This window comes from Halomonas sp. MES3-P3E (assembly GCF_002836035.1).
Lineage (GTDB): Bacteria > Pseudomonadota > Gammaproteobacteria > Pseudomonadales > Halomonadaceae > Vreelandella > Vreelandella arctica.
Genome location: NZ_PJBT01000186.1, coordinates 176,471 through 202,929, shown reverse-complemented (window position 1 = coordinate 202,929; position 26,459 = coordinate 176,471). Strand labels below are relative to the sequence as shown.

General features: G+C 54.3%; 25 protein-coding genes. 12 read left to right on the top strand and 13 right to left on the bottom strand.

Annotated elements, in window-relative coordinates:
• The 4 genes from ftsY to rpoH form a co-directional block, all read left to right on the top strand.
• Positions 1–1,078, top strand: a 1,078-nt coding sequence (gene ftsY, locus CXF87_RS16755) for a signal recognition particle-docking protein FtsY (RefSeq protein ID WP_101147436.1), incomplete at its 5' end; no start/stop codon positions are given.
• On the top strand, positions 1,075–1,743 hold the full coding sequence (gene ftsE / locus CXF87_RS16750) for a cell division ATP-binding protein FtsE (RefSeq protein WP_008959902.1): 669 nt from the start codon (positions 1,075–1,077) through the stop codon (positions 1,741–1,743). The genes ftsY and ftsE, both read left to right, overlap by 4 nt.
• Positions 1,740–2,783: a permease-like cell division protein FtsX gene (ftsX, locus tag CXF87_RS16745; RefSeq protein ID WP_101147435.1), complete on the top strand. Its 1,044-nt coding sequence runs from the start codon at positions 1,740–1,742 to the stop codon at positions 2,781–2,783. The genes ftsE and ftsX overlap by 4 nt, the downstream gene beginning before the upstream one ends.
• Before the next feature lie 133 nt (positions 2,784–2,916).
• A complete protein-coding gene (gene rpoH, locus CXF87_RS16740; RefSeq protein ID WP_008959900.1) occupies positions 2,917–3,783 on the top strand; it encodes an RNA polymerase sigma factor RpoH in 867 nt (288 codons plus the stop codon).
• 86 nt (positions 3,784–3,869) lie between these two features.
• On the opposite strand, the gene slmA is transcribed toward rpoH, so the two are convergent.
• The 5 genes from slmA to coaBC form a co-directional block, all read right to left on the bottom strand.
• Positions 3,870–4,478 carry a nucleoid occlusion factor SlmA gene (gene slmA, locus CXF87_RS16735; RefSeq protein ID WP_101147434.1) on the bottom strand — a complete coding sequence of 203 codons (609 nt, stop codon included), beginning with the start codon at positions 4,476–4,478 and terminating at the stop codon, positions 3,870–3,872.
• Positions 4,479–4,496: 18 nt separating this feature from the next.
• Positions 4,497–5,396: an acetylglutamate kinase gene (argB, locus tag CXF87_RS16730; protein WP_101147433.1), complete on the bottom strand. Its 900-nt coding sequence runs from the start codon at positions 5,394–5,396 to the stop codon at positions 4,497–4,499.
• Positions 5,397–5,539: 143 nt separating this feature from the next.
• Entirely contained in the window at positions 5,540–6,925 is a 1,386-nt protein-coding gene (locus tag CXF87_RS16725) for a phosphomannomutase/phosphoglucomutase (protein WP_101147432.1), read from the bottom strand.
• 87 nt (positions 6,926–7,012) lie between these two features.
• Positions 7,013–7,471 carry a dUTP diphosphatase gene (gene dut, locus CXF87_RS16720; RefSeq protein ID WP_101147431.1) on the bottom strand — a complete coding sequence of 153 codons (459 nt, stop codon included), beginning with the start codon at positions 7,469–7,471 and terminating at the stop codon, positions 7,013–7,015.
• Positions 7,468–8,805: a bifunctional phosphopantothenoylcysteine decarboxylase/phosphopantothenate--cysteine ligase CoaBC gene (gene coaBC, locus CXF87_RS16715; protein ID WP_101147430.1), complete on the bottom strand. Its 1,338-nt coding sequence runs from the start codon at positions 8,803–8,805 to the stop codon at positions 7,468–7,470. The genes dut and coaBC overlap by 4 nt, the downstream gene beginning before the upstream one ends.
• 172 nt (positions 8,806–8,977) lie before the next feature.
• Here coaBC and radC point away from each other — a divergent pair, with 172 nt between their 5' ends.
• The 7 genes from radC to ald all read left to right on the top strand — a co-directional run bounded on the left by radC (position 8,978) and on the right by ald (position 14,377).
• Entirely contained in the window at positions 8,978–9,652 is a 675-nt protein-coding gene (gene radC / locus CXF87_RS16710; RefSeq protein ID WP_101147429.1) for a RadC family protein, read from the top strand.
• A gap of 258 nt (positions 9,653–9,910) precedes the next feature.
• Positions 9,911–10,147, top strand: coding sequence for a 50S ribosomal protein L28 (gene rpmB / locus CXF87_RS16705; RefSeq protein WP_022520205.1), 237 nt, complete (start codon positions 9,911–9,913; stop codon positions 10,145–10,147).
• 25 nt (positions 10,148–10,172) lie between these two features.
• Positions 10,173–10,328: a 50S ribosomal protein L33 gene (gene rpmG / locus CXF87_RS16700; RefSeq protein ID WP_007111734.1), complete on the top strand. Its 156-nt coding sequence runs from the start codon at positions 10,173–10,175 to the stop codon at positions 10,326–10,328.
• 157 nt (positions 10,329–10,485) lie between these two features.
• Positions 10,486–11,328: a bifunctional DNA-formamidopyrimidine glycosylase/DNA-(apurinic or apyrimidinic site) lyase gene (gene mutM / locus CXF87_RS16695; protein WP_101147428.1), complete on the top strand. Its 843-nt coding sequence runs from the start codon at positions 10,486–10,488 to the stop codon at positions 11,326–11,328.
• A 95-nt stretch (positions 11,329–11,423) separates the two neighbouring features.
• On the top strand, positions 11,424–12,614 hold the full coding sequence (locus CXF87_RS16690) for a class I SAM-dependent rRNA methyltransferase (protein ID WP_101147427.1): 1,191 nt from the start codon (positions 11,424–11,426) through the stop codon (positions 12,612–12,614).
• Positions 12,615–12,648: 34 nt separating this feature from the next.
• Positions 12,649–13,083 (top strand): acyl-CoA thioesterase, encoded by a 435-nt coding sequence (locus CXF87_RS16685; RefSeq protein WP_101147426.1) that lies wholly within the window; start codon positions 12,649–12,651, stop codon positions 13,081–13,083.
• Between the two features lie 175 nt (positions 13,084–13,258).
• Entirely contained in the window at positions 13,259–14,377 is a 1,119-nt protein-coding gene (gene ald, locus CXF87_RS16680; protein WP_101147425.1) for an alanine dehydrogenase, read from the top strand.
• A gap of 31 nt (positions 14,378–14,408) precedes the next feature.
• Here the strand turns inward: ald and CXF87_RS16675 are convergent, their stop codons facing one another.
• Positions 14,409–14,657: a SlyX family protein gene (locus CXF87_RS16675; RefSeq protein ID WP_101147424.1), complete on the bottom strand. Its 249-nt coding sequence runs from the start codon at positions 14,655–14,657 to the stop codon at positions 14,409–14,411.
• Positions 14,658–14,769: 112 nt separating this feature from the next.
• Here CXF87_RS16675 and CXF87_RS22315 point away from each other — a divergent pair, with 112 nt between their 5' ends.
• The gene (locus tag CXF87_RS22315) at positions 14,770–15,309 is read left to right on the top strand and encodes a cold-shock protein (protein ID WP_101147423.1); all 540 of its coding nucleotides are present in this window, start codon (positions 14,770–14,772) and stop codon (positions 15,307–15,309) included.
• Between the two features lie 78 nt (positions 15,310–15,387).
• Here the strand turns inward: CXF87_RS22315 and CXF87_RS16665 are convergent, their stop codons facing one another.
• The 7 genes from CXF87_RS16665 to CXF87_RS16635 form a co-directional block, all read right to left on the bottom strand.
• Positions 15,388–15,777 carry a hypothetical protein gene (locus CXF87_RS16665; RefSeq protein ID WP_101147422.1) on the bottom strand — a complete coding sequence of 130 codons (390 nt, stop codon included), beginning with the start codon at positions 15,775–15,777 and terminating at the stop codon, positions 15,388–15,390.
• Entirely contained in the window at positions 15,774–16,946 is a 1,173-nt protein-coding gene (gene dapE / locus CXF87_RS16660; protein ID WP_101147421.1) for a succinyl-diaminopimelate desuccinylase, read from the bottom strand. Before dapE ends, CXF87_RS16665 begins: the two co-directional genes overlap by 4 nt.
• A complete protein-coding gene (gene dapD, locus CXF87_RS16655) occupies positions 16,933–17,958 on the bottom strand; it encodes a 2,3,4,5-tetrahydropyridine-2,6-dicarboxylate N-succinyltransferase (RefSeq protein WP_101147420.1) in 1,026 nt (341 codons plus the stop codon). The genes dapE and dapD overlap by 14 nt, the downstream gene beginning before the upstream one ends.
• A gap of 57 nt (positions 17,959–18,015) precedes the next feature.
• Entirely contained in the window at positions 18,016–18,360 is a 345-nt protein-coding gene (locus tag CXF87_RS16650; RefSeq protein WP_101147419.1) for a Spx/MgsR family RNA polymerase-binding regulatory protein, read from the bottom strand.
• Positions 18,361–18,391: 31 nt separating this feature from the next.
• Positions 18,392–19,588, bottom strand: coding sequence for a succinyldiaminopimelate transaminase (gene dapC / locus CXF87_RS16645; RefSeq protein ID WP_101147418.1), 1,197 nt, complete (start codon positions 19,586–19,588; stop codon positions 18,392–18,394).
• A 143-nt stretch (positions 19,589–19,731) separates the two neighbouring features.
• Complete coding sequence (locus CXF87_RS16640) at positions 19,732–22,857, bottom strand: DEAD/DEAH box helicase family protein (RefSeq protein ID WP_101147417.1); 3,126 nt, start codon at positions 22,855–22,857, stop codon at positions 19,732–19,734.
• The gene (locus CXF87_RS16635) at positions 22,848–26,357 is read right to left on the bottom strand and encodes a site-specific DNA-methyltransferase (RefSeq protein WP_157826562.1); all 3,510 of its coding nucleotides are present in this window, start codon (positions 26,355–26,357) and stop codon (positions 22,848–22,850) included. Before CXF87_RS16635 ends, CXF87_RS16640 begins: the two co-directional genes overlap by 10 nt.
• Positions 26,358–26,459: the final 102 nt, after the last annotated feature.

Below are 26,459 nucleotides of genomic sequence, written 5' to 3'. Positions count from 1 at the left end.
AGAGCCAGAGCCAGAGCCAGAGCCAGAGCCAGAGCCAGAGCCAGAGCCAGAGCCAGAGCCCGTTCGTGAAACGGCACAACGTCCTGTTTTACAGGAAAAGCCAGTCGCCGAAAAAAGTGAACAGCAAGGCGAACAGAAAGGCTGGTTTGCACGTATCAAATCAGGCCTGGGGAAAACCCGTGCCAATCTAACCGACGGCATCGCCGATCTGTTTTTAGGCAAAAAACAGATTGATGACGAGCTATTGGAAGATCTGGAAACGCAGCTGCTAATGGCCGATGTCGGTATTGACGCGACGACCGAGATTATCGGCCGCCTGGAAGCGCGCGTCTCACGCAAAGAGCTAAATAACCCTGAGGCGCTTTACCGTGGCTTGCAGGAAGAGTTGACCACCATGCTGGCGCCGGTCGCCAAGCCGCTGGTGCTGGAGAAGGCGGGCAAGGGGCCGTTTGTTATTTTAGTGGTAGGCGTTAACGGCGTGGGTAAAACCACCACCATCGGCAAACTCACCCAGCGTTTTCAGCGTGAAGGCAAAAGCGTTATGTTGGCGGCCGGTGACACCTTCCGTGCTGCGGCTGTCGAACAGCTCAAAGTCTGGGGCGAACGCAACCGCGTGCCAGTAATTGCCCAGCACACCGGCGCGGACAGCGCCTCGGTAATCTACGATGCGGTAGCGGCCGCCACTGCGCGAGGTGTTGATGTGCTGATCGCCGACACTGCCGGGCGGCTGCATAACAAAAGCCACCTGATGGAAGAACTGAAAAAAGTCCACCGGGTGATGCAGAAGCTAGATGACACCGCGCCACATGAGGTGATGCTGGTGTTGGATGCAGGCACTGGACAAAACGCTATTTCCCAGGCCAGCACCTTTAATGATGCCGTGCCAGTTAGCGGGATCACGCTAACCAAGCTGGATGGCACCGCCAAAGGCGGCATTATCTTTGCACTGGCCAAACAGTTGGAAACACCCATTCGCTTTATTGGCGTAGGGGAGGGTATCGACGATCTGCGCCCCTTCGAGGCTAATGATTTTGTCCACGCGCTGTTTGACCGCCAAGGGGACGATGCCAGCGCATGATTGCCTTTGAGCATGTGGGAAAACGCTACGGCGGTCGTTTCGAAGCCCTGGCGCATCTCAACTTTCGGGTTGCTCGGGGCGAGATGGTGTTTCTGACTGGCCACTCCGGTGCGGGGAAAAGCTCGCTACTACGCCTAGTGATGCGTCTTGAGAAGCCTAGTCGCGGGCGCGTCGTCGTGGCGGGTCATGATATTGCCCAACTGCATGCCAGTCAGGTGCCGTTCTATCGGCGTCAGATTGGCGTGGTCTTTCAGGATCACCAACTGCTATTTGATCGCAGTATTTTCCACAATGTCTCGCTGCCACTGGAGATTCAGGGGGTTGAACCCCGTGAGGCCGCCCGCCGTGTGCGCGCAGCGTTAGATAAAGTAGGGCTGCTGCACCGTGAAAAGGCGTTGCCGATAGAACTGTCGGGCGGCGAGCAGCAGCGCGTCGGCATTGCCCGGGCGGTGGTCAATAAGCCTGCGCTACTGCTCGCCGATGAGCCTACGGGTAATCTGGATCCACAGCTGTCAGCGGATATTATGGCGCTGTTTGAGGATTTTAACCGAATTGGTACCACGGTAATGATCGCCAGCCACGACTTGGCCCTGATTGCCCAGTTGCGCCACCGCATCCTGCGTTTAAGCGATGGTCGTTTGGTGGCCGACGAGGGGGCGGCATGAAGTCCTCCGCGACCCCAAGGCGCCAGCAGGGAGCGGCATTAAAAACGCCGCGAAAAGCCGCTGCTAAACCACCGGCCGATAAATCCTCACAGCGAGGTGCACGTTCCCAGCAAACGCGCTTTTCCAGCCGTCTGCGGGCCTGGGGACGCCACCATCGCAGTATGGCGTGGGATAGTTTTCAGCGCTTGGTACGTTATCCCTTGGGTAATCTGCTGACGATGTTAGCCATCGCCATTGCCCTGGTGCTGCCCGCTGCGCTGTGGTTGACCCTGGACAGTGCGCGCCTGCTGGATGCCGAGCTTGATGAAAGCGCCACGCTCACCGTTTATCTGGAATTGAGCACCGATGATGCCCAGGCACAACGTATAGAAGAGGCGGTCAACGCTGAGCAGAGCGTGCTTGAGACGCAGTTGATCAGCGCTGAACAGGGCATGGCGGAGTTTCAGCAGTCGCTGGGGCTGGATAATGCCCTAGCGGGTTTGGAGAGCAACCCGCTGCCCATCAGTATCGTGGTGCACCCATCAAGCATCGAACCGGCTGCCATGCAGCAGTTGGCCGCTACGCTTGAAGCCCTTTCCGGGGTTGATGAGGTGCGTCTTGATCTGGCCTGGGTGGAGCGACTGAGGAACCTGGCTGAGCTGGGAAGGCGCGTTGCGCTGGCGCTGGGAGCGCTGTTTGGCCTGGGCGTTTTGCTGGTGGTTGGCAACACTATTCGCCTGTCGGTGGAAAGTCGCCGCCGCGAGATTGAAGTGGTGATGCTGATTGGCGCCACTCACGCCTTTGTCAGACGCCCATTCCTATACAGCGGGGCTTGGTACGGTATCGGTGGCGGGCTGTTAGCGCTCGGGTTGCTGGGGGTGGGGAACCACTGGCTGTCACTGCCGGTGGCCGCTCTGGCGGCGAGCTACGGTGCCAGCTTCTCATTACCTCAACTCGACGTGACAGGCTCTACAATTCTGCTATCTTGCAGTACACTACTAGGCTGGTTGGGTGCTTGGTTGGCGGTAACTCGCCATCTCTCAAGTATTCGCCCAAAATGATTCAGCAGGCCGATTCAATAGCGCGTGAACCTTATTCTCGCGATAAGGTCTTTGTAAGACAGAATTTAAGGTAATAGGTTATTGATAACGTGCTACGTCAACCACGATGGGTTACAGGGGAGACCACCTGCACATGAGCACTAGTCTTATACCGGTGGGGCAACTTTCACCCGGCGGTGATCTGGGCGGCTATATCCGCGCAGTCAATGGAATTTCGGTTTTAACCGCCGATGAAGAGCGAGAGCTCGCCTATCGTCTTTATGATGACGGTGATCTAGAAGCTGCTCGGCGTTTAGTGATGTCACATTTGCGCTTTGTGGTGCACATTGCGCGTAGTTATTCTGGCTATGGGTTACCCCAAGCAGATTTAATTCAAGAAGGTAATGTCGGCTTAATGAAAGCCGTCAAACGCTTCGATCCTAATCAAGGCGTTCGCTTGGTCTCTTTTGCCGTGCATTGGATCAAAGCGGAAATTCACGAATTTGTGCTGCGTAACTGGCGCATCGTCAAAATTGCCACCACCAAAGCGCAGCGTAAGCTGTTCTTCAACCTGCGTAGCGCGAAGAAGCGCTTGGCGTGGCTGAACAATGACGAAGTGTCCGCCATTGCCAAGGATCTCGACGTCAAGCCTGAGATCGTGCGCGATATGGAAGGGCGTCTCTCCTCTTACGATGCCGGTTTTGATGCGCCCGCAGGCGATGATGAAGAGAGTACCTATCAGGCGCCGGTGCATTTCCTGGATGACGCAGCATCAGATCCTGCCACGCAGTTGGAAGATAGCAACTTCGAGGAAGACTCGACGCGTCGGTTGCAGGTCGCTCTTGAGGGGCTTGATGAGCGCTCGCGGGATATCCTGCAGCGTCGCTGGTTAGCCGATAGTAAAGAAACACTTCACGATCTGGCCGATGTCTATGGGGTCAGCGCTGAGCGTATTCGTCAGCTTGAAAAGAATGCGATGAAAAAGCTGCGCCAGAAAATGGGTGAGCCGATGGTGGCTTAAGTCAGCTGGGTAGCATTTGTCGTATTAAAAAACCGGCCCTTGCAAAAGGTGCCGGTTTTTTGTGTAGCCTTCATCTGCGGTTTAATCTAGGCGGGCTGTGCCGCGGCGCGTAGTAATTGCGCAGATAATAGCGACCATTGATCTTCCCAATGTTCGGTGGGCAGGCGCTTAAAGTCGCTGCGTACGTACTGCGAAATCCGGCCTTCTGCTTGGGCCGCCAGTAAATTAGCGGCGGCGGAAGCGGGAATCGTAGGGCGCAGACCTTCACGCAGTTCGGCTTCGCGCAGTACCTGTTTGAGCTGCATCTCCAGGCGTTCAAAAAGCTGATTTATCCGCTGGCGTAGCCTTGCTGTTTCGCCGGTGAGTACGTCGCCCCCCATCACCCGGGCTAGCCCAGGGTTTTTCTCGGCGAAGCCCAGTAGCAGCGCCAAGATGGTGCCGCAGCGGGTGGTGGCGTCGGGTACGTCGTCTAAAATACGCGTAATGCGCTCAAAAATACTCTCTTCAATAAAATCAATCAGCCCCTCAAACATGCGTGCTTTGCTGGGGAAGTGGCGGTAGAGCGCTGCTTCTGAAACACCTACCTGACGAGCGAGAGCGGCGGTAGTAATGCGTTTGCCACTGTCTTCTTCAAGCATTAATGCCAGTGCTTGGAGTATCTGCTCGCGGCGGCGAGGTTTTTGATCTTCGCTCATAATGTGCCTCCGTCGCGGTTAGCTCGCGTCCGTGATTAGGGTGCCCACCCCAGCATTGGTGAAAATTTCCAGCAATACCGCGTGGGGGACACGGCCATCAATAATGTGCGAGCTATTTACACCGCCTTTCACCGCATCCAGCGCGCAGCGAATTTTGGGCAGCATGCCGCCATAGATAGTGCCATCTTCGATCAGGGCATCGACTTGCGCGGTGGTTAAGCCAGTGAGCACCTCGCCTTCAGCGTTCATGAGACCGGCGACGTTAGTGAGCAGCATCAGCTTTTCAGCGTTAAGCGCTTCGGCAATCTTGCCCGCTACCAGGTCAGCATTGATGTTGTAGCTATGGCCCGCAGCGTCGACGCCAATCGGGGCGATCACCGGGATAAAGTCGCGCGCCGCCAGCATCTCAATCAACTCGGTTGAGATCGACTCCACTTCGCCCACGTGGCCGATATCGATAATTTCCGGGGCCGTCATTTCAGGGCTTTGGTGCTCGACCTTGAGTTGGCGGGCACGAATTTGCGCGCCGTCCTTACCGGTCAGACCGATCGCCTTGCCGCCGCTCTGGTTGATCAGATTCACGATGCTTTTATTAACCAAACCGCCCAGCACCATCTCGACCACGTCCATGGTTTGCGAGTCGGTGACGCGCATGCCGTTGACGAAGCGTGACTCGATGTTGAGCTTTTTGAGTAGGTCGCCGATTTGCGGCCCGCCGCCGTGCACCACTACCGGGTTGATGCCGACTTCCTTCATTAACACGATGTCGCGGGCAAAGGAGTCAATCAGGGTGCTTTCGGTCATGGCATTACCGCCGTATTTGACCACCACCGTTTTGCCTGAAAACTGCTGAATGTAGGGGAGGGCTTCGGAAAGCACCTCCACAACGACCTGCGGGTCGCGACTGGTTGAACTCATGAGGTTGTCCCTTGCGAACGTTTATTATGCTGCTAACGTTTATGCTGATTGAGTAGTGAGGGTCGCACTTTCTAAGCGCGCGATCCCTTCAGCGCCTAACTATATGAAGAGCTATGTGAAGAGCAATTTGAAGAGCTATCTCATTACTGGGGCAGCTCAATATCTGGCGCGACGCGCTGTAGCGCGTTATTAAAAACCGTTTTAATGCGAGCTAGCGCGGCATGGGTCTTGCCTTCAAAGCGCATAACCAGGGCTGGTGTGGTGTTAGAGGCGCGACATAATCCCCAGCCATCCGGGTAATCAACGCGAATACCGTCCAGCGTAGTTTTGATACCTTCGCCGAAGTCGCCCTCGCGAGCAAGCTTATCCATTAGAGAAAATTTGTTAGCATCGGTAACCGCAATATTAATCTCTGGGGTACCAACGTCTTGGGGAAATGTGGCGAAAAAAGTATCCGCATCGTCAGGCTGGTTGGCGAGAATTTCTACCAGCCTAGCGGCGGCATAAAGGCCATCGTCAAAACCATACCAGCGCTCTTGGAAAAAAATATGTCCGCTCATCTCTCCGCCCAACTGAGCGCCGGTCTCTTTCATGCGCGCTTTGATCAGGGAGTGACCGGTTCGCCACATCTCAGGCTCGCCCCCAGCATCACTAATCACTTTGACTAGATTGCCGGTGCACTTGATGTCAAAAATCACTTTGGCCCCGGGCTGGCGCGTGAGCATATCGGTGGCAAATACCATCAGCAGGTGGTCAGGATAAATCAGCTTGCCGGTGGAGGTGACCACGCCTACTCGGTCGCCATCGCCATCAAAGGCAAGCCCGATATCAGCGCCCGTTTCTTGCACCTTGCGCATCAAATCCTGCATGTTTTCAGGTTTGCCAGGATCCGGGTGGTGATTGGGAAAGTGGCCATCGATCTCATCGAACAGCGCAGTTGTATCAATGCCCAAGCGGGTCAGCAGCTGCGGGCCAAGCTCCCCGGCAACCCCGTTGCCGCAGTCGACCACGGCTTTGATCGGTCGGTTGATCTTAACGTCACCTAAAATACGCGCTAAATACGTTTCGCGAAGATCCTGCTGGGTGATGCTGCCTTGGCCGCTCTCCAGGTTGCCAGACTGGATGCGCTCAAACAGGGCGGTAATTGCATCGCCAGAGAGCGTTTCGCCGCTCAGCACGATTTTAAAGCCGTTATAGTCAGGCGGGTTATGGCTGCCGGTAACCATCACGCCTGACTGGGTGTTTGGCAAGATGTGGGTGGCGAAGTACAACACCGGCGTGGGGACCATGCCGATATCAATAACGTCTCGTCCTGCAGCATTCAGGCCACGCATCAGCGCTGCTTGCAGCCGAGCGCCTGAAAGGCGACCGTCGCGTGCGACTACCACGCTGGATTCTCCCCGCGCGGCGGCTTCCGAGCCCACGGCGCGTCCGATCATTTCTACCGTCTCTTCGGTGAGCGTGTCGTCAACGATACCGCGGATATCGTAGGCGCGAAAAATCGAAGCGGGTACGGTCTGTGCGTTCATAAGCTTCCCAGCTAAACAGAAATTGCCTTGCAAAGGTTTCTTAACCACGTCCTGCCAATCGCTACTACTAATGGCTATTGCTAATAGCTACTGACTGCCGGTGCTGCCAAACCCGCCGCTGCCCCGCAGGGAGTCTTCAAACGCGTCCACAAGAGCGAGTTCGGCTTGCACAACAGGCACAAGCACGTATTGTGCCAGGCGGTCGAAGGGGGCAAGGGTAAAGTCGCTCTGGCCCCGGTTCCAGACCGAAATCATCAGCTCGCCCTGGTAATCGGAGTCGATCAAGCCCACCAAGTTGCCCAATACAATGCCGTGCTTATGCCCCAAACCGGAGCGCGGCAGAATCATGCCCGCAAGGCTGGGGTCTTCAATATAGATGGCAATGCCCGTGCGTACGAGCTGGCAGTCGCCGGGCGCCAAGGTCAGTGGCGCGTCCAGCAGTGCCCGTAGATCCATGCCGGCAGAGCCTGCCGTTGCATAGGTGGGGAGATAATCGTGCAAGCGCTCATCTAACACTTTGCACTGCAGGCGGGGGCGGGCACTCATTGCGGTTCTCCAGAAGCGTTAGTAGAGGTTGTTTCAGGTGCTGTCGTCGATAGCAGGGCGAGCGCCTGATGAATGATCGTAGCGGCTAGCTGGGTTTTTGGCTGGGGTGCTTCCGCCCGGCTTTCAACGCCTTCCGCGGTGCGCCACAGTAACCAGGCGGCATTCTGGTCGCTGCCAAACCCTAGGCCCGCCTGGGAAACATCGTTAGCCACGATCATGTCCAGCCCTTTGCGCTGCAGTTTATCCTGCGCGTAGCGCTCTATTTCTTGGGTTTCGGCGGCAAAGCCAACTACCAGCGGGCGCTGACCAGCGGGAAGCGCCGCTATGCTGGCGATAATGTCAGGATTTTTCACCAGGGTCAGGGTGAGAGTGTCGCTATCGTCCTGCTTCTTGAGCTTGTGCTCGGCGGGGGCTGCCGCACGATAGTCAGCAACCGCCGCGCAGCCGATAAATAGCGCCGCTTGGGGCGCTAACCGCTGTGCTTCACGGGACATCTGCTCGGCTGACTCAACGTCAATCCGTGTAGCGCCCGGCGGGGTGGGTAAATTAACGGGCCCGCTGATCAACGTCACTTTGGCGCCTTGCGCCACTGCCGCTGCAGCTAAAGCAAAGCCCATTTTTCCCGAACTGTGATTGGAAATATAGCGTACCGGGTCCAGCGGCTCGCGAGTTGGGCCAGCGGTGATTACTACATGAGGAGTGCTGGCGGAGGAGCCGTAATAAGGAGAAGGTGGCGCTGCAAACAGTGCCATCACAGCGCTAAATATCTCTTCAGGCTCACTCATGCGGCCAGGCCCCACATCGCCACAGGCTTGATCACCCGCGTCCGGGCCGATTTGCTGCCAGCCGTCTTGCTGCAGCTGCGCCACATTGCGCTGAGTGGCAGGATGGCGCCACATAGCTTGGTTCATGGCTGGGGCAATCAGTTTAGGCGCTTCTGACGCCAGACAAAGCGTGGTGAGCAAATCATCAGCCATGCCGTGCACCAAGCGGGCGATTAAGTCAGCCGTGGCGGGAGCGATCAGCACCGCATCCGCCCAGCGGGCCAGCTCAATATGGCCCATGCCCGCTTCGGCTTCCGGGTCGAGTAAGGAGGTGCGCACCGGCTCACCGGAGAGTGCCTGCAGGGTGAGCGGCGTAATAAAGGCCTGAGCCCCATCGGTCATCACCACTCGCACCTCGCAGCCCGCTTGCTTGAGCAGGCGCACAAGCAATGCGCTCTTGTAAGCAGCAATACCCGCGCTAACCCCGAGTAGCACCCGTTTGCCGGCGAGTGTTGAGGCAGTGGTGAAAGCGTTTATCGGGGTGCTTGTTGTGTCAGCAACAGAAGCCATGTTCAGTCATCCACATCCGCGTTCGTGAGGAGGCTTACCATACCACTGGCACCACCAATTTGGCATATTGGGGAGAAACAAGGGTAAGCTAGGTTTACTGAGGCAGGCTGCGTGATTGGGTTTGAACGCGGTTTGCGTTAATTACCAAGGGCGGACAACGCGGGAAGGTGCGATGGGAATCAATCACTGGCCAGAGGGTGAGCGGCCGCGGGAGAAATTATTAAACGCAGGCGCCCAGGCGCTTTCGGATGCGGAGTTACTGGCGATTTTTTTGCGCGTCGGCGTGCAGGGGCGCTCAGCGGTTGATTTGGCGCGGGATTTGCTCACAAGCTTTGGTGGCTTACGCCAACTGTTGGAGGCTGATCAAGCAAGTTTCTGCGCTGCCCATGGGCTAGGCACCGCTAAGTATGCCCAACTACAGGCTACGCTTGAGTTGTCGCGGCGCCATTTGGCTAGCCAGTTGGCGCGTGGCAATGCACTGACATCGCCTGCCTTGGTGCGCCACTATCTGAGCTCCCAGCTGCGTCATTTAGGCCATGAAGAGTTTGCGGTGCTTTTTTTGGATACACAGCACCGAATTATTCGCTATGAATCGCTGTTTCGCGGTACCCTAGACAGCGCATCTGTTTACCCCCGCGAAGTTGCCAAGCGCGCTTTAGAACTTAGTGCTGGCGCCGTTATCCTGGCTCACAATCACCCATCGGGTGTGGCAGAGCCAAGCGATGCTGATCGACGAATCACCGAACGCTTAAAAGACGCGCTCGCGCTGTTTGAAGTGCGCGTGTTGGATCATTTCGTGGTGGGAGATGGAGAAGTGGTCTCTTTTGCCGAGCGTGGCTGGCTATAAGCAAAATCGACGCGCAGTACATTGCGTAGCAATATCTAAGTTAAATGAGCAAAAAGGCGCTTATTTAACCTTTTTAGTGGGTTTTGCTTGCTGCTAGTCGGGTGCTCTGGTATAAAGTGCCACCTTTAAACTTGGGTTGAATAACGGATTTGGATAAAGCTTGGCGGTTAACGGCGCCGACACCTTCCCTGCTCCGGTTTGCCCGACAGTTTTGAACACTCAGGTTCTTATATCCTGGCCAAGCAGTTGGAGGCTCTAATGTCCAAAGTATGTCAGGTTACCGGCAAGCGTCCGGTAACTGGAAATAACGTTTCACACTCCCAGCGTAAGACACGTCGTCGTTTCTTGCCAAACCTGCACACCCACCGTTTTTGGGTTGAGTCTGAAAACCGCTTCGTCAAGCTGCGCGTTTCCACTAAAGGAATGCGCATCATCGACAAGAAAGGTATCGACACAGTTTTGGTCGCTATTCGTAAGCGCGGCGACGCTATCTAAGTAAGCCTATTGGGAGAGTTGAACCATGCGCGATAAAATCAAGTTGGTGTCTAGTGCCGGTACAGGTCACTTCTACACCACTGATAAGAACAAGCGGAATACCCCGGATAAGTTCGAATTCAAGAAATTCGATCCGGTTGTCCGTAAGCACGTTATCTACAAGGAAGCCAAGATCAAGTAATCGCGTAAGCGATGATGATCGGCTTTCTCTTCAGGCGAGCGCCTGTTCAAAAACCCGGCCTCAAGCCGGGTTTTTGCATGCATGCTTTTTATGCGCAGCATGCCTAGCGAATCCATCTTCATTAGGCTGTCATCACAAGCCGTTACGATGCTCAAATATGCCAGAACTGCCCGAAGTTGAAACCACCCGCCGCGGGATTGCGCCTTATATTGAAGGTCAGGAAGTCACTGAAGTGCTGGTGCGTCAGCCGCGGCTGCGCGTACCCGTGCCGGATGACTTGGCCGAGCGGTTGGTGGGCGCACGCATTGGCGTATTGAAGCGGCGGGCAAAATATCTGCAGATTCCAATTCAGCCGATTAGTGCGCTTGCAGATGATGCTGGCGCCACGCTGTTATGGCATTTGGGCATGTCGGGCAGCCTGCGGATTGCCCAGGTGGGGGATTTGCCTAAAAAGCATGACCATGTCGATGTGGTTACCGCTAACGGTTATGTGTTGCGCTATCACGATCCACGCCGGTTTGGCTTTGTGGATTGGCAGGCCGATGACGAAACGCAGGATAAGCGTCTCGCGCATTTGGGGCCCGAGCCATTATCTGATGCATTTAACGGCAAATGGCTCTATACGCTCTCGCGTAACAAGCGCGTGGCGGTAAAGCCGTTTCTGATGGATAACCAAGTGGTTGTCGGTGCCGGGAATATCTACGCCGCGGAAGCGCTATTTATGGCGGGCATTGATCCGCGCCGTGCGGCAGGGAGAGTTTCTCGCGCTCGCTATGATGCCTTGGCCCTTGCCGTGAAAGAGGTGCTGGCGGCGGCGATTACCCAGGGCGGCACTACGCTGAGGGACTTTGTCAGCGGCCAGGGCGAGCCCGGCTACTTTGCTCAGCGGCTAAATGTTTACGGCCGCCACGGCCAGCCCTGTTTGCGCTGCGGCGCGGAGCTTCGCCGCATTACGCTAGGCCAGCGAGCCAGTGTATTTTGCCCCGGTTGCCAGCGCTAATGCCTGCCTAATAAGTGCTAATGTTTTACTGACGTTTTGCCTTGGCTAATTTTTGCTTTGCCTAGGTTTTTAAAACAAAGTTTTTGGAGATTGCTGTGACCCAACGCCTGCGCCTGAATAAAAATGCTGACCGCCGCCTGAAAGCGGGCCATCTCTGGATCTACTCCAATGAAGTAGATATCAAAGAGACGCCGCTGAAAAACTTTGCGGCAGGCGAAGCCGCCCTGGTAGAAGCCTCCAATGGAAAAGTCATGGCGGTGGCTTACGTTAATCCCCATTCGTTAATCGCGGCCCGCGTCATGTCGCGTGACCCGGAAATGCGCTTGGATCGTTCGCTGTTTGTGCACCGCTTTAACCAAGCGCTGGCGCTACGTCAGCGTCTTTATGAGCAGCCGTATTACCGTTTGATTCACGGTGAAGGCGATTTGCTGCCAGGCTTGGTGATTGATCGTTTTGGCGATGTTCTCGTCGTGCAGCTCAATACGGCTGGCATGCAGGCGTTGGCTGATGAGATTGTTGATGCGCTTGAAAAAGTCATCAAGCCTGAAGTGATCGTTTTCCGTAACGACACTGGCGGTCGTCGTCAGGAAGGTCTCGAGGCCCACGTTGACGTTATCAAGGGCACGTTGCCTGACGAAGTGGTGCTGGAAGAGAACGGCGCACGCTTTGTCGTGCCGGTACTTAATGGCCAGAAAACCGGTTGGTTCTTCGATCACCGTGTTAATCGCGAATGGCTCAATCGCCAAGTGGCCGGTAAGCGCGTGTTGGATGTCTTTAGCTACGTGGGCGGTTGGGGCGTACAAGCAGCCGTTCACGGCGCGAAAGAGGTGATTTGCCTAGACTCTTCGGGTCCAGCGCTAGATCAGGTTGCACGTAACGCTGAGCTCAATGGCGTTCAGGAGAAAGTGGCTGTTAGCGAAGGCGATGCATTTGAAGCCTTAGCAGCATTGAAGGCAGAGGGCGAGGAGTTCGACGTAGTCATTTTGGACCCGCCTGCGTTCATCAAAAAGCGCAAGGATATCCCTAACGGCGAACGTGCTTATGCCCGCTTGAACCGCGAAGCCATGCGCTTGCTGGGTCGCGACGGCCTGTTGATGTCCGCCTCCTGCTCAATGCACCTAGCACCCGAGCGGCTAATGGATGTGGTGCGTGGCGCCGTACGCCACCAGGATCGCCATGGCCAGGTGATTTTCCAAGGCCATCAAGGCCCTGATCACCCAGTACACCCAGCCATTCCTGAAACGTCTTACCTGAAAGCGTTGGGAGTGCGCGTGTTCCGCGACTAATTCACACGAGAGTCAGGATAAAGAGGAGCCAAGGATGGAGTGGGCGCTGCCCGATCCTTTTGTGATCGATATCCGTGTCGCTGATGAGGCAATTGATGCTTATCAGCACGTTAACAACAGCGAGTACCTGCGCTGGGTTGAGCAGATTAGCTGGGCGCACTCGGTCGCACTTGGCCTCTCGCTTGCGCGTTACCGGGAGCTTGACCGTGCGATGGTGGTTCATCGTCATGAACTGGATTACCTCGCGCCTGCTTTTGCAGGCGATGAGCTACAGTTGGCGACCTGGATTATCGATTGCGATGAACGTTTGAGTCTGACGCGGCGTTTTCAACTAGCGCGCACCAGCGATTCCAAAACACTGCTTTATGCCCGCACGCGCTTTGCCTGCGTGGCGCTCTCAACGGGGCGGCCCAAACGTTTGCCCGAGGAATATCGTCGCATTTATGGCGGCGCCGTTATCGTTGAGTAATTTAAAGTAGAGTGGAATTTTTCGTGCAGAACCGGCAATCGTTAGATTTTTCTCCTAAAAAACGCCTTAACCGGCGTTTTTTTTGTTTTTCTTTGCTGGGGTGGTGGTCAACGTTAGCTGTGCTGTAATTTGCTTAACAAGACGACTGACCTTTAAAAGCACAGGGAAAAAACCAATGAAAATCGCCGTCCCCAAAGAGATTAAAAATCACGAGTATCGTGTCGCGTTGACGCCCACTGGTGCGCGTGAGTTAGCCGGTCGTGGCCACCAGGTCAGCGTTCAAGCTAGTGCCGGTGAAGGCGCTGGCTTTACCGATGCCGATTACCAGGCCGCCGGTGCTCAGATCGAAGCCGATGTGGACACACTGTGGTGCAATGCCGAGCTAATCCTCAAGGTGAAAGAGCCCCAGCCTGACGAGGTGGCGCGGCTCACTCCGCAGCATACCCTGTTCACCTATCTTCATCTGGCCGCCGAAGAGCCCCTTACCCGTGGGTTGATGAAAAGCGGCGCCACCTGCATCGCCTATGAGACGATTACCGATGCCCGTGGCGGCTTGCCACTACTCGCGCCGATGAGCACCGTAGCGGGGCGAATGGCCGTTCAAGCCGGTGCCCATAGCCTGGAAAAAGCCCAGGGCGGTGCAGGCGTGCTGCTGCCCGGTGTGCCCGGTGTGGCGCCGGGGAAAGTGACGGTCATCGGTGGTGGCGTCGTCGGCGAAAACGCTGCTCGCATGGCATTGGGGTTAGGCGCAGAAGTCACCATTCTGGATAAATCTCTGGCGCGGCTGGAAGTGCTGGATGACCGCTATCAGGGACGCATCAAAACGGTTTATTCCACCGCCGATGCACTTGAAACGGCCACCCGTGAGTCGGATATGATTATTGGCGCGGTGCTGGTGCCCGGCGCCGCTGCGCCTAAGTTGATCACTCGCCGCATGCTAGCCGATATGAAGCCCGGCAGTGTACTGGTCGATGTGGCGATTGATCAGGGCGGCTGCTTTGAAACCAGTAAGCCCACTACCCATGCCGAACCGACCTATATCGTTGATGGCATTGTTCACTACTGTGTCGCCAATATGCCCGGCGCCGTGGCCCGTACCTCTACCCAGGGGCTGACTAACGCCACGCTGCCCTTCGTGCTTGCCCTGGCGGATAAAGGCTGGCAGCAGGCGCTACGTGACGACCCGCACTTCCTGCCCGGTCTTAATGTGCATGCTGGTCAAGTTACTTATCAAGCCGTGGCAGACGCCTTTGGGCTGGAAAGTAGTAATCCCGCGAGTGTTGTTGGAGGCTAATAAATACGCAGTCGTTGGCGCTACCATTGGCTTAATAGTGTGGCGGAAGTTCATCCTCGGGGCGTTGGCCGCCCTGGGGTTCGCTTGCTTGAAGTGCTTGATGCTGCTCGCGCAGGCGTTCGCGCATCAGCCCACTCAACTGCTCCAGTTTTTCCAGGCGGCGCTCCTGCTGAATCACCGCTTGGTCCAGCGTGTCCAGCCAGTGTTCTTGATGCGCTAAGCGGCTTTCTAAAGATTCCACAAGCTGGGTTAGCTCAGCAGGCGATAATTCGTGGGTCATGATAACATTGCAACCTTATGTAGTAGTATGCCAGTGCTATTGGGAATGGGCCTGATAGTGCGGGTATTGTCCTTCGTCTGTTACCCATACAACAAGAGAGCTTTTATTTTCTATGAACCCAAAAGTTGTGTTTCGCTGTTTCTTAATCAGTGTATTACTTGCCGCCCCCACGCCACTTCTGTTGGCGGGGATTGTTCGTTTAACCAATAGTGCCCTCGCCGAGCAATTAATGGAGGTGTTGGCAGACAGTAGCGGTGTCTATATTGCTGTTGCTATCGGGTGTTTTATTGTTCTGTGTATTGGCACATTAGCGTCTGCTGCTTTTGCGCCCTCAGTAGTGGTGGCGTCTGATGTGGTAGCGCGTCCTAAGCCTGCATCGCGCCAGCCTCAAGCGGCTGCTCCCTTGGACGATGATGAGGAAGAAGACATCATCGACCCCAATGATGGCCGTGAAGAGGGGGAAGTGAAGTGGTTCAATACTAACAAAGGCTATGGTTTTATTACCCGCGATAATGGTGAAGATGTCTTTGTACACTTTCGCGCCATTCGCGGCCGTGGCCCGCGTATGTTAGCTGAAGGCCAAATTGTGCGTTATCACGTGATTAAAAATGAGCGTGGTTTGCAGGCCGACGATGTGAGTATTATTGAGTAAGTTTAACGACTAGCTAAATTGATCGTAGGATAGTAAACGACCCCGCTTCGGCGGGGTCGTTTACGTTTATAGGGCCTATTATCGGCCTGAATCGGGCCACTCGATGGCTCCCTCTTTGCCGCCGGGCATCACTTGCCAGAAGCGGTCAGGATCATCGCCGGGGTTCCAACCGCCCAATGAGCATCGCACCTCGGTCTGAAGCGCCTCTGCGGCTTGTTGGGCGCACTCTTGGTCAGTCATCCAAGGGGTGTGGTTGCTATCAAACCATAGGCTGGCAAAGCCATCGGCGGCTTTGTCTACTAATAATACCGGTACGCAGTCGCCCTCATACTGACCTCGGGTTTGCCATTTGCCTTTGCCTACCGGGCTGAGCGGCGGTGCGATTAGCGTGCTTTTTAGCCACTCATTGAGTGCCTCCAGCGAGACGCTAGCCAGGTAGATTTCTATATCGGGGTAACGCTCCATCATACGTTTACCTCGCCGGAGATGAGCAACGCCTGCAGTGTCGCTTCGTAAATCCGGCTTAAGTCGTCGAGGTCGCTAGCGCGAACGCGCTCATTGACCTTGTGGATGGTGTCGTTCAGCGGACCTAGCTCGACCACCTGAGCACCCAGGGTGGCAATGAAGCGGCCATCCGAAGTGCCGCCACTGGTAGAAAGCGCTGGGCGCTCGCCAGTTACCGCTTCAACGCCTTTGATGGCGGCGTCGACAAGCTCGCCTTCAGCGGTCAAGAAAGGCACGCCGTTAAGCGTCCAGTCTATCTGATACTCCAGGCCATGCTGAGCGAGAATGGTTTCCGTGCGCGCTTTGAGCTCTTCCTGGGTCACTTCGGTCGAGAAGCGAAAATTAAACACCACTTCGACATCGCCAGGAATCACATTAGTGGCACCGGTGCCTGCGCGCAGGTTAGAAATCTGAAAGCTGGTGGCCGGGAAGAAATCGTTGCCCGCGTCCCAATGCTCATTGACCAGCGCGTCGAGTGCTGGCATCGCTTGATGGATAGGGTTACGCGCTAAATGCGGATAAGCCACGTGGCCTTGCACGCCCTTGATGTGTAGCGTGGCGCCGAGCGATCCGCGACGTCCGTTTTTGATCACATCGCCCAGTCGATCGGTGGACGAAGGCTCGCCGACAATGCAGTAATCGAGGCGCTCATTGCGCTCGCGCAGATGTTCAACCACCGCGCGAGTGCCGTCGACCGCCGGACCCTCTTCATCGGAAGTGATCAGAAAGGCAATGCGGCCGTCGTGCTCTGGATGATTCGCGACAAAGCGTTCAACGGCGGTCAGCATGGAAGCGAGGCTGCCTTTCATATCGGCAGCGCCACGCCCGCACAGCATTCCCTCTGCGTCGATGCAGGGCTCGAACGGGGGGTGCTGCCAGTTGATATAAGGGCCGCTGGGCACCACATCGGTGTGGCCCGCGAAAGCCACGACGGGGCCGTGATGACCGCGCACTGCCCAAAAATTCGTTACATCGCCAAATGGCAGCCGCTCAACATTGAAACCGAGCGCTGTTAAACGCTCGATCATGAGTTCCTGGCAACCTTCGTCGTCCGGCGTTACCGAGGCTCGGCTGAGCAGCTCAAAGGCAAGTTGCAGCGTCGGCGACAGCGCTTCAGGCTCAGTTGTGGGCATGCAACGCCTCGTTCAGGGCGATGGCACTTTTGTTGGTCAGGCACTCAATGCGGCCATTCTGCGAGTTGCGGCGCCACAGCTGATCGTCCTGGCTTGCCAGCTCGCGGGCAGAAACGGTTTTTACTTCCTGGCCCTGGTCATCAAGCAGCGTCACTTTGGAGCCAGCGGTGATATAAAGCCCCGCTTCCACCGTGCAGCGGTCACCCAGGGGAATGCCGATGCCAGCGTTGGCGCCGATTAAGCAGCCTTCGCCTACTTTAATAACGATATTGCCGCCGCCGGAGAGGGTGCCCATGGTCGAGCAGCCGCCGCCGAGGTCTGAACCTTTGCCGACCATCACACCCGCCGAAATGCGGCCTTCGATCATACCCGGGCCTTCGGCGCCTGCATTGAAGTTGACGAAGCCTTCGTGCATCACGGTAGTGCCTTCGCCCAAGTAAGCGCCCAGGCGCACGCGGGCAGTGTCGCCGATGCGGATACCGGTAGGCACCACGTAGTCGGTCATTTTGGGGAATTTGTCGACGCAGTCCACGGAGAGTGCGCGTCCCGCCATGCGCGCCTTTAAGCGGCGTGCAGGCAGCTCTTCAATATCGATCGCGCCTTCATTGGTCCAGGCAATATTGCGCAACAGACCAAACATGCCAGTCAGATCCAGCCCGTGGGGCTTCACTAAACGGTGGGAAAGCAAATGCAGTTTGAGATACACCTCAGGGGCGGTTTGTGGTGGTTGGTCGGTGTCCAGAAACATAGCCACCAGCGGGCGCTGGCTAGCGGAAAGCGCTTCAGCAAGCTCTGCCTGGGCGGCGTGGCCAGCGGCCTCTAAGGCTTTTGCCAGGCGTGTGCAGTCTTCAGGCAAAAAGCTAATCGCCGCGTTGCCTTGCGGCGCATCCAGCGCTTGCTGAGCAGCGGCTACTAAGCTCGCATCGGGGTTGAACAGCGGTGCCGGGTAGTAAATTTCCAGCCAATCACCTTGAGTATTTTGGGTGCCAATTCCAAGCGCAAAGCTCAGCATAAGAGAGTGTCCTTTAGTAATGAGTAGTAGAGAATGAAGAATGAGTGCGGCTAGCGACTAACTGCTCAGCTTGTCGTAATCGCCGTCGCGGTAGCCAACCAGAATGGTTGAGTCGTCTACTTCTAGTAGCGGTCGCTTCAGTAGCGTGGGATGTTTCACCAGTATCTGGCGGGCAGACGTATCAAAGGCGTCTTTCTCTTCTTGAGGGAGGTCGCGCCAGGTTTTGCTACGCTTGTTGACGGCATCGACAAGCGGTACACGTTCTAAAATGTGCTTAAGCAGACCCGCCGAAAGGCCATCTTTGCGCAGGTCGTAGGTCTTGAACGCAATACCTTTGCCTTCCAAGGCTTTTCGCGCCTTACGGCAGGTGTCGCAGGTATTAATAATATAGAGCGTCAGCATACAGCCTCCATGAAGCAAAGCGTTATCGCGGTTAACCGCACTCAATAAGATGACGAATACGCTGTGCCGCTTCCAGCGTAGGCGCCAATTCGGCCACCAGCGCTAATCGCACACGCCCTGCGCCAGGGTTAATGCCGTTTGCCCCCGTGCGCCCCATTAAGCTGCCGGGTAATACGCTTACATGCTGCTCGGCAAACAGGCGCTGGGTGAAAGCAATATCATCGCCGCCCGGTACTGCAGGCCAGAGATAGAAACTGGCTTGAGGCGCTGGGAAGCTCATGACAGGCGAAAGCACATCGGTCACCGCGCTAAATTTCTCCCGGTAGGCGTCGCGGTTAGCGCGCACGTGCTGCTCATCCTGCCAGGCAGCGATAGACGCGTGCTGGATGGGCAGCGACATGGCGCAACCGTGGTAGGTGCGGTAGCGCTTGAAGGGGGTTAGCAGGGCTGCGTCGCCCGCCACAAAACCCGAGCGCAGGCCGGGCAAGTTAGAGCGTTTAGAGAGCGAGTGAAATACCACGCAACGCCGATAATCGTCACGGCCCAGTTCGGCGCAGGCTTGTAATAGGCCGGGCGGTGGGGCGGTCTCGTCCAGGTACAGCTCCGAATAGCACTCGTCTGACGCGATGATGAAGTCATGCTCATCGGCCAGAGCAATGAGTTGCTTGAACTCCTCAATGGGCGTGACGGCCCCGGTGGGGTTGCCCGGTGAGCAGATAAATACGATCTGCACTTCACGCCATGTCTCGGCGGACACAGCGTTAACGTCAGGTCGAAATTTGTTCTCAGCGGTGCAGTCTAGATAGAGCGGTTCACCGCCTGCCAAGAGCGTCGCGCCTTCGTAAATCTGATAAAACGGATTGGGTACCGCGACTTTCGCCGGGCGTGTGCGATCCAGGGCTGCTTGCACAAAGGCAAAAATCGCTTCCCGAGTGCCGTTGACCGGAACGACATGCTGTTCGCTGTCGAGGTTGCGTAGCTGAAAGCGCTGCGTTGCCCAGTTAGCGATGGCTTCACGAAGCGCTGGCAGGCCGTTGGTGGCCGGGTAGCGGGCCATTTCCAATTGGTGCGCTACTAGGGCATCAAGCGCTGCTGGGTAGGGCGCGTGCTGTGGTTCGCCAATGGTCAGCGGTATATGGGCGAGCTCGGTGGGCGGGGTGAGCGTCGCCTTTAGCGCCGCCAGCTTTTCAAACGGGTAGGGATGCAGGGCGTCGAGGTCGGCGTTCATGATGTGTCCGTTAGTGGCTGGCTGGCGTAGGGCGACGATTATAGGCAAGCCCCGGTTCAGGCTCAAACTTGTTATCTTTGCAGGCAGCAAGAGACGTAACAGCAGGCAGTGCTAGCTAATAAACATTGCCCGCTGCTTTTAATTTATGAAAGAAGCTGAGCGAAAATTCGGCTTAAATAGGAATCGCCGTCACGGAGCTTAGTAGAGGACTGACCGGACTCATTTTTATCATGCCAATCAAGACGTAACACACCGCGCTGAATCATCGCTTCAGCTCGCTCCATGTCTGAGTTTGTTGGTGAGGAACCCCTCCAACGTCCCAGTGGCGATGTATCTCGTAACAGGATAAAGGAATGCACTGACCAGATACGACCTGTTTGGCTCTGTAGATCCTTAGCCAATTCGTTCAAGTGGCCGTTGGTGGCAATGCGTACCTTGTCGTTCATGCTGTCTGCACTTTTCAAGCCAAGGTCATCTTCCTTGACAATGCCGGTCTGACCCTTAGGGTCGAACAGGGCAAGCGTGGTTTTGTTGGCTTTTTCATCCACAATCCAGAGCACAAAGTCGGGATAGAAAACGCGGGTTTCGCCTTCTAAGTAGATGCCAATGGATCGCAACGACTCTACATTGCGCATCAGATAGAACTCACGATGATCGCGCGGGTAATTATCGTCAATAAATTCCAAAATATCGTGAAGGAATTTACGTTCCCCCGGATTCAGGCTGTCAGGTGATATGCCGATACGCTTGAGTTTATGCTTTTTGAGTAACGTATCGGTGGCTTCGCCTAGTAAATGTTCGTAGATATGATAATCACCACGAGCCTCTTCAAGGTCGAGCTGAATCTGTTGGTTCAGTGTGGCATCATTCTCGAAGGCGATTTTCTGTTCTAGTTCAGCAAATTCATAGGTCAGGCTGTAGCGGTCGATAAAGTCGCCGCGCGCACTCGGCGCGTTCTGACGTACGGTCTCAAAACGATACTGCCGTTTGTCGATGTCGTAGCGTACCTTATGAAAAATCTTTTCCAGCAAGTCGCGTTGTACTTCTTCCAGCAGGCGCTCGATAACCGGCCATTTGCGCTCACTCAATGGCTGGTCATAAAGAATTTCTTTAGTTGGTTTGAGCAGAGCTTCCACGCTGAGAGGTTGTATGGAAGCACTTTGGTCTACGTAAAGTTGCACACGTTGTTGGTGGCCCCAGGTTAGCAGACGGGTTTGCAGCCAATCGCTGTCAACGAATGCTGTCTGGCTTTTGAGGCAGTCACGTAGTTCATGCACAAGGTTATGGCCTTTCTGAGTACGATCCGTACGATAATCGAGGCTAAAACCGGGGTTAGCCAATCGACCACTGAGCTCAACGTTGCGCTGAACATTGTTACGCTGAAAATAATGCCAACACCACTCATGAGTTTCATCATCCAACGTGATGCGTAGGGGGGAGTCGAATTCGGAGCGTCCCACCTTAAATGTGTGTAACTTGTGTTGATAATCGGTGAAGGCCAGTGCTGCCCGCTTCTGCTTGTGTGTGCCCACCTTAACAATAGCGGGATTGACCTCCAGGCTATAAGGCCCTGCGATTATAGGTAAATCCTTCTCTAGCGCGCCGAGAAAAACAGCCAACCATGATTTGTTAAGGCTAAAAACGTTTAAAGTTTCTAAGCGACGAAGTTGGCTATCCGACGTGTCACTATCTACGAGCGCTGCATAATCATCGCTATGAACTAGATGTTGACGCTTGCCGTCCCCTCGTAAGCCTTTCAGGCGTACGCCTCTTCCGAAAATCTGAATGATCTTGTTGCCCTTGCTCGAACCGAGGTTGATCAGACCGATAATCGACACTCGGAAGCAGTTCCAGCCTTCGGCGAACTTGCGACTGCCCACCAAAACATTGATCGGAGATCCTACGTCATCAATAGCGTCGAAGTGATAGCGCGCATTGACAATGGGGGCCTTGCTCAGTATTACCAGTGGTTCACCATTGGTGTCACGGAGCTGTGGGTGTGCTTCACACTCTTTAAAGAACTTGTCACCATTGCCGACGTTGATCAGTCCCCAATACTGCGCATCGCCCCAGGAAAGCCAGATTTCATCGGCTACGCCGGGAGATCGGGTCAGGGTCAGCTTGCCGTTGTGCTGACCGTTGAATATGGGGGAATAAGCCGCACGGCTAGCATTATCAAGGTGGGCGAGCCAGACCACGAAGCGGCGAATGTCGGAAACCTCATCCTTTGCGCTGCCCTCTTTCTTGGGATCTTCTACCGTATTGCCCATGTAAGCTAGCAGAGGCTTGTCGGGGAAGTGCCCGGTGAAGGGCAGCTCTCCAGTACCATGCGCTTGGCTGATGGTTAGCTGTTCATGTGCAGTGAGTTTTTCATGCAGTGTGTCGAAAGTGGCGGTGAAAAAGGCGGTATCGCCCTTGCCAGTATCGGCGAAGCGATCATCAGCTAGACTCTGTAGTGAGTAGTCTTTGCCATAGCCATCCTTGAAGAAACGATAGTAGTTGTAGTCGTAGACGATCTGTTCTTCGTAGTCGCGGACATGAGTTTCGGATATACCGTGATAGGTTGCCGAATACTCAAACAAAAAAGCATTGTCCGGTTTAAGTAGGTTTTGGCGCAGTTGCTTGAAAGCGCCTACTTCCTTGCCTCCGCTGGCCAAGCCTATGTGACCTTCATCCACCAGTACTAGCCGAAAAAGCCGGGTGCTGTCTGGCATGTTGAAGAAGCCGGGCTCTTTATTGAGTAGCGCGCTGGTGGTGGCAACCGTTAGCTTGATTCGGTTGTTGTAGAGGCGGTTCAACTGACGAACTACTTCGCCCAGTTCGCGCTCGTGCTGTTCAATCAGGTTAGCGCCCGGCGTGGTTAGAATAATTTGCAGTTCATCAAAAGCTGCTGTACCGCCAATGTGCTCGATGTATTGCAGAATATTTAGGTGCATCAGCAGCGTCTTACCGCTGCCAGTGGCCATCCAGTACGCCAGGGCTTTCTGTTCGGCAAACCCCTTGCCAGCGCGCTTTTGTTCAAGCACGTATTCGGTAAAGTAGAGCGCCAAAGTTTGGTAGTAACGCAACGTGAAAGGCCGTGAAAGCAGTTGGTTATAGTCACTCAACCACTTCTGTATCTTGCGTCCTATTGGTTTGGGCAGGCCACTGCTTTGACGAGAAGCAAAGCTTTCTACCTGTTTTTGGTAGTCACGGTCGTGCCCTTCAGCGCGTGTGGAAAATTCGCCCAGCAGTTCGCGTTTGAGTCGGTTGTAGAGTTTTAGCTCCATTGTGCGCCCCGCAGGAAATCGCTGGCCTGAATCAGGTAGGTTTCGAATGTCAGTTGGCGTAGGTCAGCGTCGAAATTCAGTTCCAAGCGCTGGACACGGCTGACGCCCTGCTCGTCGGTATAGTGGGCAAGAATAGTATGAAGGCTGTCGGTGTCGTCTTCCGCCGGGTTGATATCGCGGAAAACTACCAATGTATCGTGAATGGTTTCAACGACTAGATAGGGGCGGCCGATGTCTGGATGAGTATCTGGGCGATATGTGCGGCGTGATTTGACCCAATAGCCTTGCAGATAGCACCACGTCTCCATTAGGTCGATGGTTTTTTCTTCACGGGCCTTGCCGACGCGTAGCGTTTGGCTAAACGGTCGTGAAATATCCAGTGAGCTGGTCGGGCTGCTTTGCTCAGGGCGAAACAAGTAGCTGACCGGCACTTGCTTGGGCAGTTCAACTTCGTCCCAGTGAGTACGTAACTGACCGCCATCATCCAAGGTCAGGTTATCTAACAGGTCTTCGTACTGCTCAATACTCTGCACTTTTACTAAGCGTTTATGAAGGCCACGATTAATTGGTGCCCCGTCTTTCCACTGGGTTGAGTAAAGCACGCGTTTGATGCGCGGCTTGAGAATTGAGTCGAAGTAGCCACCCATTTCGGTGAGTAGGAAGCGTCGCTGCTCATCGCTGCGTATAACTGCGTGACCTGTAGTGCCAGAACCAGCAAAAAAATCCATCACCCATTCACCCGAGCTAGTGGTTTGCTGGGTGAAGCGTTCAATTAAATTTACGGGTTTTGGGCTAGCAAACGTTCTGGTTTTACCTGTGGTAGCAGTCAGATCCTTTTCGCCGTCGGAATAATCGGTAACAACCGATTTGGCAACATTTGATTCTGCCTCATGCAGGTAGCGCTTAACTTGAGGAACCTTTTTTTCATCTTTTCCCCAAACAATACGCTTATCAGCATCAAGCTCTACAAAACAGGATGTCTGGCCTTCCATTCTTTCAAATGGCCACGCCCAGCCACGCTTTGGATGTGGACACGGCTTTTTTGTAACAGGATGAATCGGTTTGTAGAATCGAAATGCAGGGTCACTCGGATCTCGAAAAATAGCCTTTTGTGAATCTTGCTTCACCTGGGGCATTGAGGCATCACTTTCACGCCAAATCCATATCAGCGCCTCTTGTTCTTGGGCGAGGTGTTCTTCAACATAATAACCATTCACATCCCGGTACTCAGCATTTTTATAGTTGTATAAACCCTTCCAGGGATCAAGGTTCTTGTCGAACTCAATACCTTGTGTCTCCAGCTCGGCTTTGAGCGCTTCGCGATGGTTGGCGTATAGCTTAATAATTTCCGCTTCAAACTCATTGCTACTTAGGTACTGAGAGTTCAATTGTTCCACTAGTTCCATCATCTCGGCATAGCCGGGCTTAGGTTCGCGAAACATGGTCGGTTCAGCCTTGACTGTTTCCAGGTCTTTAGCGAATACCTCCACATACTCATGGTTTGTTGAATAGGTTGGAGACTTGTTTTTATTTGAATTTTGCGCCCAGATTATTTCTTCTACTCGATTGCTCGCGCCGAAAGTCTGGCGTAGTTGGTTTTCAAGCTGGGTGCGTTCCTTTTCATCAATGCTAGCGAACAGCACTCCATGTTTGCTCAAAAATGAATGCGCCAGCATGAGACGATCGTGGATCATGCTAGCCCAACTCGAATGCCGAAAGCTGTCTTTGTACAGAAAACCATCACCACCGGTATTGTAGGGAGGGTCGATATAGATGCACTTGATTTGCTCGCGGAATTTCTCCTGCAGTAAATTCAGTGCCTGCCAATTTTCTGAGGCGATAAGTAGGCCGTCGGTCTGTTCATCAAGATTGTCGAATTCGGGCAGACTGATCAAATCATCCTGAAAGTTGGGGTCACTTGCACGGAAAAGGCTGGTATCTACTACTAGCGTAGGGTGTTCTATCAGCTCTGATGCGTTACTAATATTTACTTTGAAAATATCGCGCCATTCGTCGCGCTGTGCCATGTTAGCGAAAACTCGCTTATGAAAGTGCGAGGGAATCTTGCCTACGGATACCAGGTAATGCGTATCAACAATTTTCTTTTTTAACTCGAATAGGCCTTTCTGGAAATTCTCAATGGCTGCGAGAAAACCAATCAAAGTGTCAGCGACTTGGTTAAACGCACGAGCGATCAGAGCAGTACTATTATCCTCGCCAGCATGCAGTAGGGCATCAAGATCTGAGAAGATCACCTGCTTGATGAAGCGGCTTTTCTCGCCAGTTAGAAATTCTTGCAAGTTCTTATGGATAAAGTAATCGGCGTCATTACCAACGTAGAACTTATTGAGATTGCGGTCGATTTCCCATAAAGAAGTGGCAATCCAATCTTGTTCAAGTTCCTTTCTTCGTTCGTCAACATTACCGCCAAGATCGGCGAATTCGTTGCGCTTAGCCAACTCTTCCAGATATTTTTCAAACTTGAGACGCAGTTGACCAATACCCTTGATTTGGCCTCCGTCGCTCTTGTCAAAGTCGCTGGTCAGATCATTAAATAACGGTTTTCCAAGCTTAGGGTCACTTTTGTCGGGTTTTTTATAGAGGTACGGCGTCAGATCATCTTCTTTTTGAAAAACTTCTTGCCACAGGTAAGTGTATAGCTCGATTTTAGGAGTGGACCTGGCTGCCAGGGTGAAGCGCACTTGCCAGACAGTCTTTTCATTGCCTTCGGCATCCTGCTCGACAATGGGTTGAATATCCTTCAATTGATAGTGCTTGCTGTCGCCGTCTTTGTTGTTATTACGCTCGCTGGTTTCTACGTCTTCATCGCCGCCACTGACTAGACGGAATTCCACCCACTCGCCAGCGATCTGGCAACGTACGCTGTGAAAGCCGTTGCCAGTTTTAATGTAGTAACTATCTTTGTGCTTCCAATGGAACAGCGTATCGGTGCCATCGTAGTCGGCTTCGTAGGGTACTTTGAATGCGCTGGTGGCGCGGGTATTGTAGCCGAAATCGCCATTCTGGTAGTACAGCTCGAAGAAGTTGAGCAGATGGTTATAGACTTTGGTTTCCAACTGCTCGGATGTCAGTTGCCGAGTTTCAAGGAAGGTCGTTAGCTGGGCTTCTGCCTGCTCGCGTTGCTCATCACTGAGTACCGGCATGGCGAATAAGCTTCTGAATCGAGCCTGTGCGGTTTCATCCTCTGGGTTTTCCGTAACAGCTTGCCAAAGTGGACGACCCATATCGCCGAATTGAGCGGCGAAGGCCGCTAACCAATTACTAGCAGTTTCGCTCTGGCTGTTATGTACGCTATTTAAGGCATTACTGACAATGCTTTGCAGGCTGCTATCCGCTTTGCCATCGATAAAAGTCTGGATGAATTGACGTTTCAGGCGGGTGATACGGTAGATGCCGAAATCTAGATCATGGGCTTCGAACTGAAACATGTCCTTAAGAAAGCGGCGTAGTTCATCGAAAGCTGGGGTCGGTGCGGTCATCTTTGTTCCTACAGTGGTTACGCCTGAGAGCTTCATTTTTTACTGAATGCTGTATTTTTAGACAGTTATTTGCCATTAAAAATAGCGCTTCTGCCTTATGCC

Bases quoted from the DNA above. Each gene is read 5' to 3' on its own strand.
- ftsE (WP_008959902.1), top strand. From the start codon at position 1,075: ATGATTGCCTTTGAGCATGTGGGAAAACGCTACGGCGGTCGTTTCGAA.
- ftsX (WP_101147435.1), top strand. From the start codon at position 1,740: ATGAAGTCCTCCGCGACCCCAAGGCGCCAGCAGGGAGCGGCATTAAAA.
- rpoH (WP_008959900.1), top strand. From the start codon at position 2,917: ATGAGCACTAGTCTTATACCGGTGGGGCAACTTTCACCCGGCGGTGAT.
- slmA (WP_101147434.1), bottom strand. From the start codon at position 4,478: ATGAGCGAAGATCAAAAACCTCGCCGCCGCGAGCAGATACTCCAAGCA.
- argB (WP_101147433.1), bottom strand. From the start codon at position 5,396: ATGAGTTCAACCAGTCGCGACCCGCAGGTCGTTGTGGAGGTGCTTTCC.
- CXF87_RS16725 (WP_101147432.1), bottom strand. From the start codon at position 6,925: ATGAACGCACAGACCGTACCCGCTTCGATTTTTCGCGCCTACGATATC.
- dut (WP_101147431.1), bottom strand. From the start codon at position 7,471: ATGAGTGCCCGCCCCCGCCTGCAGTGCAAAGTGTTAGATGAGCGCTTG.
- coaBC (WP_101147430.1), bottom strand. From the start codon at position 8,805: ATGGCTTCTGTTGCTGACACAACAAGCACCCCGATAAACGCTTTCACC.
- radC (WP_101147429.1), top strand. From the start codon at position 8,978: ATGGGAATCAATCACTGGCCAGAGGGTGAGCGGCCGCGGGAGAAATTA.
- rpmB (WP_022520205.1), top strand. From the start codon at position 9,911: ATGTCCAAAGTATGTCAGGTTACCGGCAAGCGTCCGGTAACTGGAAAT.
- rpmG (WP_007111734.1), top strand. From the start codon at position 10,173: ATGCGCGATAAAATCAAGTTGGTGTCTAGTGCCGGTACAGGTCACTTC.
- mutM (WP_101147428.1), top strand. From the start codon at position 10,486: ATGCCAGAACTGCCCGAAGTTGAAACCACCCGCCGCGGGATTGCGCCT.
- CXF87_RS16685 (WP_101147426.1), top strand. From the start codon at position 12,649: ATGGAGTGGGCGCTGCCCGATCCTTTTGTGATCGATATCCGTGTCGCT.
- ald (WP_101147425.1), top strand. From the start codon at position 13,259: ATGAAAATCGCCGTCCCCAAAGAGATTAAAAATCACGAGTATCGTGTC.
- CXF87_RS16675 (WP_101147424.1), bottom strand. From the start codon at position 14,657: ATGACCCACGAATTATCGCCTGCTGAGCTAACCCAGCTTGTGGAATCT.
- CXF87_RS22315 (WP_101147423.1), top strand. From the start codon at position 14,770: ATGAACCCAAAAGTTGTGTTTCGCTGTTTCTTAATCAGTGTATTACTT.
- CXF87_RS16665 (WP_101147422.1), bottom strand. From the start codon at position 15,777: ATGATGGAGCGTTACCCCGATATAGAAATCTACCTGGCTAGCGTCTCG.
- dapE (WP_101147421.1), bottom strand. From the start codon at position 16,946: ATGCCCACAACTGAGCCTGAAGCGCTGTCGCCGACGCTGCAACTTGCC.
- dapD (WP_101147420.1), bottom strand. From the start codon at position 17,958: ATGCTGAGCTTTGCGCTTGGAATTGGCACCCAAAATACTCAAGGTGAT.
- CXF87_RS16650 (WP_101147419.1), bottom strand. From the start codon at position 18,360: ATGCTGACGCTCTATATTATTAATACCTGCGACACCTGCCGTAAGGCG.
- dapC (WP_101147418.1), bottom strand. From the start codon at position 19,588: ATGAACGCCGACCTCGACGCCCTGCATCCCTACCCGTTTGAAAAGCTG.
- CXF87_RS16640 (WP_101147417.1), bottom strand. From the start codon at position 22,857: ATGGAGCTAAAACTCTACAACCGACTCAAACGCGAACTGCTGGGCGAA.
- CXF87_RS16635 (WP_157826562.1), bottom strand. From the start codon at position 26,357: ATGACCGCACCGACCCCAGCTTTCGATGAACTACGCCGCTTTCTTAAG.